Raw genomic sequence first — 12,901 nt, forward strand, 5'->3', positions numbered from 1 at the left:
GTAGTCCACGCCGGTGCCACCACCCCTGGGAGCCCTCATGACGACGACCGGAGCCGAAGGCGGCCGTCGCCGTCGTGGTCCCGGCATGACCGAGGTCGCGCGGGCCGCCGGGGTGTCGCAGAAGACCGTCTCGCGGGTCGTCAACGGCGAGCCGCATGTCAGCCCGGAGGTACGCGACCGCGTCCTGAGGGTCATCCGCGAACTGGACTACCGTCCCAACACCGCGGCCCGCGCCCTGCTCCTCGGCCGCTACCGCCGGATCGGCGTGGTCTCGCTGGGCAGCTCGCTCTACGGCCCGTCGACCCTGCTCATCGCCCTGGAACGCGCGATGCAGCGCGCCGGGTACTCCGTCGCCCTGGCCAGCACCCTGGAAGGGCAGAAGGTCTCGGTCGCCGTGGACGCGCTGTTGGAGCAGGGCGTGGACGGGATCGTGCTGTCCGAGCCCATCGACGACGGCACGCCGCTCAGGCTCAGCTCCGATGTGCCGGTGGTCAGCGTCGGCGAGGGCGTGGAACTCGCCCAGGGCACCTGTGCCGTGGTCGGCGGCGACGGCATCGCGGCCGCCCGGATCGCCACCGAGCACCTGCTGTCCCTGGGGCACCGCACCGTCTGGCACCTGCCCGGCCCGCAGGACTGGTGGGCCGCCCGTGACCGTCTGCGCGGCTGGCGCGAGGCCCTCGCCGCCGCCGGCGCACCCGAACCGCCCCTGCCGTCACCCGGCGATTGGAGCCCGGCCTCCGGGTACGCCGCCGGACGGCAGCTCGCCGGACTCTCCGATGTCACGGCCGTCTTCGCCGCCAACGACGACATGGCCATCGGCGCCCTGCGCGCGTTCGCCGACGCGGGCCGCGCCGTCCCCGGTGACGTGAGTGTCGTCGGCTACGACGACATCCCCGCCGCCGCCTATCTCTCCCCGCCGCTGACCACCGTCCGGCAGAACTTCGCCGCCGTCGCCGACCGCGCCGTCGACGTACTGATCGCCCTCATCGAGGGCCGAGCCGCACCGGCCGAACCCGCCGACCAGGCGGTCGAGCTGACCGTACGGGCCTCCACCGGCCCGGTACGCGATCCGGGCCCCCCGCATCCCCGCCCGTAGCCGCACCACGTGAGGAGTCACGTGTGTACACCCCACCGTCCCCTGCCCCTCCGACCCGCCGCGCCCTGCTGCGCGGAGCCCTCGGCCTCGGTACGGCCGCCGCACTCTCCGCCTGCGGAGCGGGCGACACGACGCCCCGCACCTCCGGCGACGTCACCCTCTCCCTGTGGACCCATGACCCGGGCTACGAGGCGTTCTTCGTGAAGGGCGTCCCGGAGGCCGACCGCGCCACCGACTTCCGCTACCACCTGAAGGTCACCCGCTCCGGGCCCTCGGACATCGTCACCAAGCTCCTCGCCCAGGCCGTCGCGGGACGCGGCACACCCGACCTGGTGGGCTTCGAGATCGGCAGCTTCCCGCGCATGCTGCGCGGCGACATCGCCGAGCGGCTGCTGCACGACTTCACGCCCGACATCGAGGCCGTGCCCGGCCTGAAGGACGACCTGCTGCCCGCCCGTACCGCCCCCTTCAGCAGGGACGGCCAGGTCTACGCCTTCGACTCGGACACCCCGATGGTCGTGTACTTCTACCGCGAGGACCTCTTCGACGAGTACGGGCTCCTTCAAGGCGACCAGACCTGGGAGGAGTTCGCCGAGGCCGGTGCCCGGGTGCACCGGGACCACAACGCGTCGATGTGCGTCGTCTCCACGGTGGGCAGCGACCCGGGACAGGTCGTGCAGTCCTTCCAGATGCTGCTCTACCAGCGCGGTGGCGCCTTCTTCGACGCCGACGGGAAGCTGCGGCTGGACTCGCCGGAGGCCGAGGAGGTGCTGCGGTTCCTCTGCGAGGGGCTGCGCAGCGGGTTCGTCATCGACGTGGCCGACTACTACGGGGCCGCCATGCAGACCGCGCTGAAGAGCGGCCGGGTCATCGGTCTGCCCATGGCCATCTGGTACAAGAACTACGGCCTGTTGCCCAACGTGCCCGAGCAGAAGGGCAAGTGGCGCGTGCGTGCCCTGCCCCGGTTCGCCGGGGGTGGCGGCGTGACCGCCGCGCTCGGCGGGACGGGCTTCGGTGTCATCAAGGACAAGGCCAACACCCGGGCGGCCACGGAGTTCCTCTTCAGGACGTGGCTCACTCACGAGGGTCAGGTGCGGCGGTTCACCGAGACCGGCTATCTGCCCACGCGGCGGTCCGTGTACGAGGATCCGCGTCTGGGTGCGTACACAGACGAATTCTGCGGCGGCCAGCGGCTGTTCGGCCTCTACCGTTCGCTGCTCCCGGACGTGCCCCCGTTCCACCAGAGCCCGGACCAGTCGATCCTCTACGACGTCCTCGCGGGCAACCTCTTGCGCGCCTACCGCGGCAGCCTGACCCCACGGCAGGCCCTGAAGCAGACCGCGGCGGATTTTCGTGACCAGGCCGGACGTTAGGAGGACGACGACATGACCACCACCGTCACCGGACCGTCCGGCATCACGCACCAGCACAGCGGCCCGGACCGCGCGGCGCACCGCCCTCGCAGAACCTGGGCGCCCTACCTCTTCATCTCCCCCTTCTATCTCCTCTACGTCCTGTTCATGCTGGTCCCGGTCGGGGTCTCGCTGTGGCTGAGTCTCACCGAGTGGGTGGGGCTAGGCACCCCGCACTGGGTGGGGCTGCGCAACTACCGGCTGCTCGCCACCGACATCAGCTTCCACCGGGCCCTCGGCAACACCGCGGTCTTCGTGCTGGTCTCGGTCTGTGTCATCGTCCCGCTCGCGCTGCTGATCGCCCAGGCGCTCAACACCCGGGGGCTGCGGGCGCGTGACCTGTGGCGGACCGCCTACTTCGTGCCGATCGTCGTCTCCCCGATCCTCGTCGCTCTGGTCTTCGGCCTGATCTTCGACCGGCAGTTCGGGCTCGCCAACGCGGTGCTGCGGGCCCTGTTCGGCACCGGCGGCGTCGACTGGCTCGGCGATCCGACCGTGGCCAAGGTGAGCATCGCCCTGGTCATGCTGTGGCGCTGGACCGGCTACCTCACCGTCTTCTTCCTCGCCGGGCTCCAGAACGTGCCCCGGGAGCTGTACGAGGCCGCCGCGATCGACGGAGCAGGCCGGCTGCGTACGTTCACCACCGTCACCCTGCCGGCCCTGAAGCCGGTGACGGCGTTCGTCGTCGTCACGTCCTTCATCTGCGCGGCCCAGATCTTCGAGGAGCCGTATCTGCTGACCGGCGGCGGACCGGCCGAGTCCACGCTCTCGGTGACCATGTTCATCTACCGGGCCGCCTTCCAGCGCCAGCAGTTCGGCTACGCGGCGGCCGCAGCCGTCGTCCTCTTCGTCCTCGTCTTCGGCCTCAGCCAACTCATCAACCGTCTCCTCGGCATCGGGAGGGCCACCTCATGACACGCGCCCGCCTGCCCCTCTACGGCGTACTGGTCCTGCTGTTCCTGGGCTTCCTCGCCCCGCTGCTGTGGGCGCTGAGCGGCTCGTTCAAGCCGCGCGGCGAGATCTTCGGCTATCCGCCGAAGCTCGTCCCCGACCCGTTCACCCTGGACAACTACCGCACCCTGCTCACCGAGCAGCCCTTCGGCCGCTGGTTCCTGATGAGCACGGTGGTCGCCGTCGTCGCCACCACGGTGTCCGTCTTCGTCTGCGCGCTCGCCGGCTACGGCTTCGCCAAGTTCCGCTTCGCCGGGAAGCGGCTGCTGTTCAACGTCATGTTCAGCTCGCTGTCGATCCCGTTCGCGGTGATCCTCGTGCCGCTGTTCGTGATCCTCGTGAAGACCGGGCTCGGCAGCCCGTGGTTCGCGCTGATCGTGCCGTGGGTGGCGCCCGCGTTCGGGATCTTCATGATGCAGCAGTACATCGTGCAGTCCGTCCCGGACTCGGTGCTGGAGGCCGCCCGGATCGACGGGGCGAGCGAGTTCGGCATCTTCCGCACCATCGTGCTGCCGCTGCTGCGGCCCTCGCTGGGCGCCCTGGCCGTCTGGCAGTTCCTGCAGAGCTACAACAGCTTCCTGTGGCCGCTGGTGCTGGTCTCCGACAGCTCCCAGTACACGCTGCCGCTGGGCCTGCAGACCCTGTTCGTGTCGGAGCAGCGGCAGTACGACCTCGTGCTCGCGGGAGCCGTCCTCGCCGTCCTGCCCGCCGTCGCCCTCTTCGTGCTGCTGCGCAAACAGCTCCTCGAAGGCCTGTCCACGGGCGCGGTCAAAGGATGACCTCCCGCCAACCCACCTGAAGGAGAGCCATGTTCGAGCTGCCCCGACGCGTCCTGTTCGGTGCCGCCTACTACCACGAGTACCAGCCGTACGAGCGCCTCAAGGACGACCTCGACCTGATGGCCGAGGCCCGGTTCACGGTGATCCGCGTCGGCGAGTCGGTGTGGTCCACCTGGGAGCCCGAGAACGGCCGCTTCGACCTCGACTGGCTCCAGCCGGTCCTGGACGGCGCGCACGAGCGGGGCATCTCGGTGATCCTCGGGACACCGACGTACGCGGTGCCGCCGTGGCTGGCCCGGCAGTACCCGGAGATCGCGGGCGAGTCCCGCACGGGCGAGCGCCTCGGCTGGGGCGCCCGCCAGGAGGTCGACTTCACCCACCCCGCGTTCCGCTTCCACGCCGAGCGGATCATCCGCAAGGTCGTCGGCCGGTACGCCGACCACCCGGCGGTCATCGGCTTCCAGGTCGACAACGAACCGGGCCTGCACCTCTTCCACAACCACGGCGTCTTCCAGCGCTTCACCGACGAACTGCGTGAGCGGTACGGCGACGTGGAGACCCTCAACCGCGAATGGGGCCTGGTCTACTGGTCCCACCGGCTGTCCACCTGGGCCGACCTGTGGACCCCGGACGGCAACGCCCAGCCGCAGTACGACCTGGCCTGGCGGCGCTTCCAGGCCCGGCTCACCACCGAGTTCATCGCCTGGCAGGCCGAGATCGTGCGTGAGTACGCCCGCCCCGGCCAGTTCGTCACGACGTGCATCTCCTACGACCGCCAGGGCGTCGAGGACGACCGCCTCACCGAGCGTCTCGACGTCACCGCGGGGAACCCGTACTACACGATGCAGGATGCCCTCGCCCTGCCCGACGTGAACGGCGACGGGCAGCACTGGACGACCAACGGCACCTGGGCGCTGTACCGCAGCGCCGACCGCATGTACTCCTCCCGCCAGGAGCCCTACCTGGTCACCGAGACCAACGCGCAGGCCATCAGCGGGCCGTGGGACAACCGCCCCGCCTACGACGGCCAGTGGCGCCAGGCCGCCTGGGCGCTGATCTCCCGGGGCGCCTCGATGATCGAGTACTGGCACTGGCACACCCTGCACTTCGGCACCGAGACCTACTGGGGCGGCATCCTCCCGCACAACGGGCGCCCCGGCCGCGTCTATCGCGAACTGGCGGCACTGGGCGCGGAGTTGGAGAGGGCCGGTGACCTCGTGTCGGCCCTCACCCCGGACGCCGACGTGGCCTTCCTGTACGACGGGCCCAGCAAGTGGGCGCTCAAGGGCCAGCCGCCGCTCGCCGACGCCGACGGAAACCCGGACGGGAGGTCGTACGAGACGCTCTTCGACGCCTTCTACCGCGGCGCCTTCGACGCGGGACTCCAGGCACGCGTCCTGCATCCCGGGCAGCTCGCGGACGCCGACCTGCCGCCCGTCCTGGTCGTCCCCGGCTACTACGCCGCCGACGACTCCGTCCTGGACCGGCTTCGCGCCTACGCCGAGGCCGGTGGCCATCTCGTCCTCGGCCCCCGCACCGGCTACGGCGACACCGAGGCCAGGGCCCGCACCGACCTCCAGCCGGGCCGCCTGGCCGAGGCCGCCGGGGTGACGTACGACGAGTTCAGCAACCTGCGCGACCCGCTGCCCGTCACCGGCACCGACGCCCTCCCCCTCCCGGCCGACGCGCACGCCCTGCACTGGGCGGACGGACTGCGGCCGCAGGGCGCCGAGACGCTGGCGGCGTACACGCACCCGCACTTCGGCCGCTGGCCCGCGGTCACCAGCCACCGCCATGGCGCCGGCCGCATCACCTACGTCGGCACCGTGCCCGACCCCGTCTTCGCCCGGGCCCTGTTCGACCGGTACGCCCCGGACAGCGCCTGGCGCCCCGCCCACCCGAGCGTCACGGCCACCTCGGCGACCGCCCGGGACGGCCGCCGCGTGCGCTTCCTGCACAACTGGTCGTGGGACGAGGTGTCCGTGCCGGTGCCCGCGGCCGTGCGGGACGTGCTGTCGGAGACCGTCTACGGCGACACGGTGCCGCTCGGCCCCTGGGATGTGAAGGTGCTTCAGGACGACGCGCTGTAGCAACCATCCTTCCCGGCCGGGGAGTTCCGGCCGCCTGTTCGCTGGGCATCGTGTCAGGGGCGTGGGCCGCGCCGCCCCGGAGGGGGAGCGGGCGGGCCGTGTCGGCCGGCGAAGGGATGGGAAGCCATGACGTCACCGCTGCCCCCGGGAGAGACGCTGCCACAGCCGCTGCTGAGCCCGCCGGCATCGATCGCGGTGTTCCTGGTCGCCACGATCGAACCCGGCGGGGAGGCCGCCGTAAGGGAGGCGCTGGGCTCCCTCGCGGGCCTGGTGCGGTCCGTGGGCTTCCCCAGTCCCGACGGCGGTCTCGGCTGTGTCGCCGGGGTCGGATCCCGGGCCTGGGGACGGCTGTTCGGCGGCCCCAGGCCCGCCGAACTGCACCCGTTCCGTGAGCTGGCCGGGCCCCGGCACCATGCCCCGGCCACGCCGGGCGACCTGTTCTTCCACCTCAAGGCCGCCCGCACCGACCTGTGCTTCGCCCTCGCCGCCGAGCTCGTACGGCGGCTGCGCGGCGCGGTCACCGTGCGGGACGAGACACAGGCCTTCGCCTACTTCGACTCGCGCAACCTCCTCGGCTTCGTCGACGGCACCGAGAACCCCGTCGGCCCGCCCGCGGCCGACGCGGCACTGGTCGGCGAGGAGGATCCCGGCTTCCGCGGCGGCAGTTACGCGATGGTGCAGAAGTACCTGCACGACGTGGACGCGTGGGAGGCCCTCGCCGTGGAGGCGCAGGAGAAGGTGATAGGCCGCACCAAGCTCACCAACCTCGAACTGGACGCGCCCGGCTCCCACAAGGACGTCAACACCGTCCTCGGCCCGGACGGCTCGGAGCAGAAGATCCTGCGCTCGGCGATGCCGTTCGGCAGGCCGGGGCACGGGGAGTTCGGCACGTACTTCGTGGCCTACGCGCGCACGCCCCGGATACCCGAGACGATGCTGCGCAAGATGTACCTCGGCGGGCCGGGCGCGGGGCCCGACCCGCTGCTGGACTACTCACGGGCCGTCACCGGCAGCCTGTTCTTCGTGCCGCCGGCGGACTTCCTGGAGGCCTTGCCCGAGGGCTGACAGGCCCGTCACCAGGGCTCGTTCAGACGCGGTCCAGCGGCCGGTGCGGTTCGGCGGGGAGCCGCACCTCGATGGTGTCGCCGGGGCGTACGACGCCGCCTTCCCGTACGACGCTCATGATCCCGGCCTTGCGCACGATCCGGCCTGCCTCGTCGCGGCCGACGACCTGCTTCAGCAGCCCGTCCTGGAAGGCGTCGATCTGGAGGCAGGGGTTGCGCAGGCCCGTCACCTCCACCACCGCGGCCTCACCGATGTGCAGCAGGGTGCCGGCCGGCAGGCCGAGCAGGTCGATGCCGCGTGTGGTGATGTTCTCCCCGAGTGCGCCGGGTGCCACCTCGAAGCCCGCGTCGCCGACCTCGGCGAAGAGCTCCTCGTGGATGAGGTGCACCTGGCGCAGATTCGGCTGGGTGGGGTCCTGGGCGACCCGCGAACGGTGCTTGACCGTCACTCCCGCGTGGATGTCGCCCTCCACCCCCAGCCCCGCGAGCAGGGTGATGCTGTCCCGGTTCGGCTTGGTGAACGAGTACTCGCCGTTGCTGCTGACCGCCGTCACCGTCGCGCTCATGCCTTCGGCCCCCTTCCGTTCGGCAGTGATCTCTCAGGAGCCTAACCCGCCGACGCGGCGGCTGTCCGTTCGCTCGCGACGGGAAACCCCGCCGACCGCAGGACCCGGCTTCCGGTGTCCACCGCGAACACCTCGCAGTTCTCCCGGGCCGCCGCCCACTCGACGCCCTCGGCGCCCAGCGCGAAGGCCGCCGTCGCGACGGTGTCGGCCTCGGTGAGGGTGGGGGCGACGACCGTGAGGCTGAGCAGTCCGGTCGCCGGGCGCCCGGTACGTCCGTCGATGATGTGGTCGCCGCGCTCGTAGCGGGCGGACGTCGCGACGGCCCGGTCCGTGAGGTCCAGGACCGTGCAGAGTTGGTCGGCGTGCTCGGGATGCCGTACGCCCACGCGCCAGGGGCCGCCGGCGGCGACCACGTCCCCGCCGGCGTTGAGGCAGAAGCGACGTGCCCCGGCCGCCGCCAGCAGCTCCGCCCCCTTCTGCACCGACCAGCCCTTCACCACGGCGCAGGGGTCGAGGCCGCGCCCCGGCAGGCGTACGTCGAACGCGCCCCCGGTCGCGACCCGGTACTCCTCGCACAGGTCCAGGACCTCCCGAAGCGCCGGGCTGGGCTCGGAGACCTCGCCGCGGTCCAGCCGCGACACCTCGCTGTCCGGCCGGAACGGGCTGAACCGCGCGTCGACCTCGTGCAGCCAGGCGAAGAGGCCGTCCAGCGCCGCCTCGGGGAAGCCCTTGTCGTCGATGCGGACCGACACCGGGAACCCCATCACGTGCTCGACGCGCCGCATTCCGTCAGCCCTTCGCGTCGATGGCGGCCTGGAGCGACTCCTTGTAGCCGTCGCTGGTGACCGTGGCGCCGGACACCGTGTCGATGTCGGCGCTCTGCGCCTGGAGCGTCTCCTCGATCAGCTGGGGCACGGCGGCCGTGGTCTGCGGGTGGTTCGGCTGCTGCAGCATCCGCACCGAGGCGATCTTGTCGCCGTCGAAGGTGACCTCGACCTGCACCGGTCCCTTCTCGGTGTCGATCGTGGACCCCGAGACGACCGTGGAGGTGGTTCCGCCCGACGACGAGGCCGAGGGCGTGGACGCCGGCGCCGCGGCCTCCGTGACGGTCGACGACGACCCGGTGTCGTGCGAGGGCGCGTAGCGCCAGACCGGGATCAGGCCCGCGACGCTCAGGACGAGGACGGGTATGGCTCGCTTCACGAATATCTCCTCGTCATCCGGCCAGGCTGAAGCGTTCGAAGTGGATCTGCGCCTTGGGCACGTCGAGTTCACGCAGGCTGCCGAGCACCGCGTTCATCATCGGCGGCGGCCCGCACAGATAGACGTCCCGGCCGGCGATGTCCGGTACCAGACGGGCGAGCTCCCCCGGCGCCAGCCGGTCCGGCACGGGCGGGCCGGTGACCAGGTGCAGTTCGGCGCCCTTGGCGAGCGCGAGGTCGCGCAGTTCGTCGTAGAGGACGGCGTCCTGGTCCGTGGCCACCCGGTAGATCACGACCGCGTGGCCGTGCAGCTCCTCCAGCAGGGCCCGGATCGGCGTGACACCGACGCCGCCCGCGATGAGCACGGCGTCCGGTCGGGTGCGGTGCAGGGTGGTGAAGGCGCCGTAGGGGCCCTCGGCGAACACGCGCGTGCCCACCTTCAGGTGCCGCAGGGCCGCACTGCCGTCGCCCGCGCGCTTGGCGGTCAGCCGGAGCGTACGGCCGTCGGGGGCGGCGGACAGCGAGAACGGGTTGGCCTGCCACCAGCGGTCCTTGGTCAGGAACCGCCACAGGAAGAACTGTCCGGCCCGGGCGGGCAGCCGGTCCAGGTCGCGGCCCGCGATGTAGATCGAGACGACGTGGTCGTTCTCGGGGACGACGGCCGTCACGCGCAGCTGGTGGCGGAGGTTGCGCCACAGCGGCAGCACCAGACGGCCCACGAAGACCGAGGCGAGGGCCCCGCCCCACACGGCGTACCAGTACGTCTTCGCCGCGGACGACGAGGTGAACGTCGTGCCCGCCGCGACCTGGTGCGTGAACGCCAGCACCACCGCGACGTAGGTGTACAGGTGGATGAAGTGCCAGGTCTCGTAGGCCAGCCGGCGCCGGGCGGAGCGGGCCGAGACCACGCCGACCACGATGATGATCGCCAGGGCGGTGATCGCGCGCAGCACGCCCTCGACGGTCTCGGCGAGGTCCACCAGCTGGTTCACCGGGTCCAGGGACGAGGACTGCGCGTAGCCGAAGACGATGAACACCGCGTGCGCGAGCAGCAGCCACAGCACCGAGAAGCCCGTCCAGCGGTGCCAGGACGTCAGCCGGTCCATTCCGATCCGCCGGTCGAACCACGGCAGCCGCGCCACCAGCAGCAGCTGGAACGCCATGAGCAGCGAACCGTACAGCCCGGTCAGCCGGCCCAGCACGATGAGCGTGTTCGAGGCGAAGCCGGCCTGGACGAAGAACACGGCCACCATGACCGCGTTGGCGAGCAGCAGCGCGTACAGGCCGGTGCGCCCCACCACTCTGGGGCGCACGCCCGCGCGGGTCGCCGCGGGAGGTTCTTGGAGGGTCGTCACGGTCGGCAGCTCCTTGATCGGATCCTGGGACACCGAGCTTGTCGCGGAGGAGCTGTCGAAATACTGTCGCTCAACTTTCAAGTGTTTATCGATCGTGCCGCGAAGGGGCGGACGGCTATGGAGGCGAGGGACAGGTGAAGCACTATGAGCGGGTGGAAAAAGTACGCCTCCTCGTCGTCGACGACGACCCGCCCATCGCCGATCTCGTCGCGACCGTCGCCCGCTACGAGGGCTGGGACGCGGTCACGGCGTACACCGGCGAGGACGCGCTGAAGCGGGCCGCCGAGTTCCACCCGGACATCGTGGTGCTCGACCTGATGCTGCCCGGCGTGGACGGCTTCGGCGTCCTGGACCGGCTGCGCGCCTCCGGGACGATGGTGCCGGTGGTGTTCCTCACCGCGCGCGACGGCGTCGCCGACCGGGTCGCGGGCCTGACGCGGGGCGGCGACGACTACCTGGTCAAGCCGTTCGCCGTGGAGGAGCTGATGGCCCGGCTGCGGACCGTGCTGCGGCGCAGCGCCGGCCCCGCCTTCCAGCGGTCCGTGCTCCAGGTCGGCGACCTGACGATGGACGAGGACACCCGTGAGGTGCGGCGCGGCGAGCGACTGCTGTCGCTGACCCCGACCGAGTACGAGGTGCTGCGCTACCTCATGCGCAAGTCGCCCACCGTGCTCACCAAGGCGCAGATCCTCGACCACGTCTGGGAGTACGGCTTCGGCGGCCGCTCCAACGTCGTCGAGCTGGTCGTCAGCCGGCTGCGCCGCAAGCTCGACGAGACGGACGACGGCAGCGCGCCCCTGATCCACACCGTGCGGGGATTCGGGTACGTCCTGCGGCAGGCCTCCGAGTGATCGCCAGACTGCGGCGCACCTACCGCAGGATGCGCCTGGGCACCCGGCTGGCGCTGGGCCTCGGCGCCCTGGCACTGGTCGTGTTCGCCGTCGTCGGCACGGCCCTGACCACGTACATGCGGGACTACCTGTCGGCCCAGCTCGACACCCAGCTGGCACAGGCCCAGATCGCCCAGTCCAAGAGCATCGCGGACTACGGCACGCTCTCGGGCAAGAAGTACTACAGCTGGTTCTACGCCGTGTACGACGTGTCGGACGGCACGCCCGAGCTCCGCAGGCCCGAGGACCCCGCCGACCTGCCGCAGGACGTCGACGACTTCACCTCCCTGGCCCGGGCGCAGACCGCCGCGCACACCGAACTCCTGCGCACCGAGCACCTCAAGGGCGCGGGCTCCTACCGGCTGCGCGCCTGCCAGGTCGAGCCCGGGGTCGTCCTGGTCAGCGCCGCGCCCATGGAGGACATCGAGGACACCGTCGGGCAGCTGATCACCATCCAGGTCGTCACCTTCGGGGCCGCGCTGCTCGCGCTGGTCGTCTTCGGCCGCAGGACGCTGCGCCGCGGACTGAAACCGCTCAGCGACATGGCGTCCACCGCGCACGGCATCGCCTCGCACGACCTGACCGAGTCGGCCGCCCGGCTGCCGCTGCGCGCCGACGGCCGGGACGGCGGGCCCGAGGTGGACGAGCTGCGGACCGCCTTCAACACGATGCTGGAGCACATTGACGACTCCCTCGCCGTGCGCGCGGAGGCCGAGCAGCGGCTGCGCCGGTTCGTCGCGGACGCCTCGCACGAGCTGCGCACCCCGCTGATGTCGGTACGCGGCTACGCCGACCTCTTCCAGTACGCCGCCGCCAACGCCCCCGAGGAACGCGACCGGCACCTGGCCCGGCTGCGCGCCGAGGCCGCCCGGATGGGCGTCCTCCTGGACGACCTGCTGCTGCTCGCCCGGCTGGACGCGGCGGAGGTGGAGGCGCCGCTGCGACTGGAGGACACCGACCTGGTCGAGTTGGTGCGCCAGGCCGCGGACGCCTTCCGCGCGGGCCGCCCCGACCATCCGTTGACCGTGCTCGCGGGGCCGCGGCCGGTGCGGCTGCGGATGGACCCGCTGCGCATCCGGCAGGTCGTCGACAACCTCCTCACCAACGCCGCCGTGCACACCCCCGCAGGGACGAAGGTGTCGGTGGAGGTGTGCCTCGTGCCCGGCTCGGCCGAGGTGCGGGTCGCCGACACCGGTCCGGGCATCCCGCCCGACGACCGGGCCCGGGTCTTCGACCGCTTCTACCGCGTCGACAAGGCCCGCAGCCGCGACCGCGGCGGCAGCGGTCTCGGCCTCGCGGTCGCCCAGTCCCTGGTCCGGGTCCACGGCGGCCGCATCGAGCTGGACAGCGAGCCGGGGGCGACGGCCTTCACCGTCCGCCTGCCGCTCGACGGGAACGGGAATGAGCCACCGGCCGCCCAGAGTCCGGAAAACACCGCGGTCTAGACTCGTCCGGCACAGCCCGTACGACCATGGCCAACAGTCTCCGCCAACCCG

12 protein-coding genes are annotated in these 12,901 nt (G+C 71.6%); 8 read left to right on the forward strand and 4 right to left on the reverse strand.

Features of this window, described 5'->3' with window-relative positions; all coding sequences use genetic code 11:
- Positions 1-37: 37 nt before the first annotated feature.
- The 6 genes from OHU35_RS32870 to OHU35_RS32895 all read left to right on the forward strand — a co-directional run bounded on the left by OHU35_RS32870 (position 38) and on the right by OHU35_RS32895 (position 7,393).
- Positions 38-1,096 (forward strand): LacI family DNA-binding transcriptional regulator, encoded by a 1,059-nt coding sequence (locus tag OHU35_RS32870; RefSeq protein WP_359888524.1) that lies wholly within the window; start codon positions 38-40, stop codon positions 1,094-1,096.
- A 23-nt stretch (positions 1,097-1,119) separates the two neighbouring features.
- Complete coding sequence (locus OHU35_RS32875; protein WP_405507877.1) at positions 1,120-2,469, forward strand: ABC transporter substrate-binding protein; 1,350 nt, start codon at positions 1,120-1,122, stop codon at positions 2,467-2,469.
- A 12-nt stretch (positions 2,470-2,481) separates the two neighbouring features.
- Positions 2,482-3,423, forward strand: coding sequence for a carbohydrate ABC transporter permease (locus OHU35_RS32880; protein ID WP_405507878.1), 942 nt, complete (start codon positions 2,482-2,484; stop codon positions 3,421-3,423).
- Positions 3,420-4,238 carry a carbohydrate ABC transporter permease gene (locus OHU35_RS32885; protein WP_189721591.1) on the forward strand — a complete coding sequence of 273 codons (819 nt, stop codon included), beginning with the start codon at positions 3,420-3,422 and terminating at the stop codon, positions 4,236-4,238. Before OHU35_RS32880 ends, OHU35_RS32885 begins: the two co-directional genes overlap by 4 nt.
- A gap of 29 nt (positions 4,239-4,267) precedes the next feature.
- Positions 4,268-6,328, forward strand: a complete 2,061-nt coding sequence (locus OHU35_RS32890) for a beta-galactosidase (protein ID WP_405507881.1) — start codon at positions 4,268-4,270, stop codon at positions 6,326-6,328.
- A gap of 126 nt (positions 6,329-6,454) precedes the next feature.
- On the forward strand, positions 6,455-7,393 hold the full coding sequence (locus OHU35_RS32895; protein ID WP_189721589.1) for a Dyp-type peroxidase: 939 nt from the start codon (positions 6,455-6,457) through the stop codon (positions 7,391-7,393).
- A gap of 22 nt (positions 7,394-7,415) precedes the next feature.
- Here OHU35_RS32895 and OHU35_RS32900 read toward each other — a convergent pair whose 3' ends face one another.
- From OHU35_RS32900 to OHU35_RS32915, 4 genes are read right to left on the reverse strand one after another with little or no spacing between them, the layout of a single operon-like run.
- Complete coding sequence (locus OHU35_RS32900; protein WP_359888510.1) at positions 7,416-7,958, reverse strand: MOSC domain-containing protein; 543 nt, start codon at positions 7,956-7,958, stop codon at positions 7,416-7,418.
- A 41-nt stretch (positions 7,959-7,999) separates the two neighbouring features.
- Positions 8,000-8,743: an FAD:protein FMN transferase gene (locus tag OHU35_RS32905; protein WP_359888509.1), complete on the reverse strand. Its 744-nt coding sequence runs from the start codon at positions 8,741-8,743 to the stop codon at positions 8,000-8,002.
- A 4-nt stretch (positions 8,744-8,747) separates the two neighbouring features.
- A complete protein-coding gene (locus tag OHU35_RS32910; RefSeq protein ID WP_405507884.1) occupies positions 8,748-9,161 on the reverse strand; it encodes an FMN-binding protein in 414 nt (137 codons plus the stop codon).
- Positions 9,162-9,174: 13 nt separating this feature from the next.
- A complete protein-coding gene (locus tag OHU35_RS32915) occupies positions 9,175-10,515 on the reverse strand; it encodes a ferric reductase-like transmembrane domain-containing protein (protein WP_405507886.1) in 1,341 nt (446 codons plus the stop codon).
- 152 nt (positions 10,516-10,667) lie between these two features.
- On the opposite strand from OHU35_RS32915, the gene OHU35_RS32920 reads away from it, so the two are divergent.
- Positions 10,668-11,366 carry a response regulator transcription factor gene (locus OHU35_RS32920; RefSeq protein WP_189721584.1) on the forward strand — a complete coding sequence of 233 codons (699 nt, stop codon included), beginning with the start codon at positions 10,668-10,670 and terminating at the stop codon, positions 11,364-11,366.
- Positions 11,363-12,850, forward strand: a complete 1,488-nt coding sequence (locus tag OHU35_RS32925) for a HAMP domain-containing sensor histidine kinase (RefSeq protein ID WP_359888506.1) — start codon at positions 11,363-11,365, stop codon at positions 12,848-12,850. Before OHU35_RS32920 ends, OHU35_RS32925 begins: the two co-directional genes overlap by 4 nt.
- Positions 12,851-12,901 lie beyond the last annotated feature (51 nt).

Source organism: Streptomyces purpurascens (assembly GCF_045040895.1).
Taxonomy (GTDB): Bacteria; Actinomycetota; Actinomycetes; order Streptomycetales; family Streptomycetaceae; genus Streptomyces; species Streptomyces purpurascens.

Excerpts from the sequence above, each read along its gene's own strand:
- OHU35_RS32890 (WP_405507881.1), top strand. The coding sequence starts at position 4,268 with ATGTTCGAGCTGCCCCGACGCGTCCTGTTCGGTGCCGCCTACTACCAC.
- OHU35_RS32895 (WP_189721589.1), top strand. The coding sequence starts at position 6,455 with ATGACGTCACCGCTGCCCCCGGGAGAGACGCTGCCACAGCCGCTGCTG.
- OHU35_RS32880 (WP_405507878.1), top strand. The coding sequence starts at position 2,482 with ATGACCACCACCGTCACCGGACCGTCCGGCATCACGCACCAGCACAGC.
- OHU35_RS32870 (WP_359888524.1), top strand. The coding sequence starts at position 38 with ATGACGACGACCGGAGCCGAAGGCGGCCGTCGCCGTCGTGGTCCCGGC.
- OHU35_RS32905 (WP_359888509.1), bottom strand. The coding sequence starts at position 8,743 with ATGCGGCGCGTCGAGCACGTGATGGGGTTCCCGGTGTCGGTCCGCATC.
- OHU35_RS32900 (WP_359888510.1), bottom strand. The coding sequence starts at position 7,958 with ATGAGCGCGACGGTGACGGCGGTCAGCAGCAACGGCGAGTACTCGTTC.
- OHU35_RS32885 (WP_189721591.1), top strand. The coding sequence starts at position 3,420 with ATGACACGCGCCCGCCTGCCCCTCTACGGCGTACTGGTCCTGCTGTTC.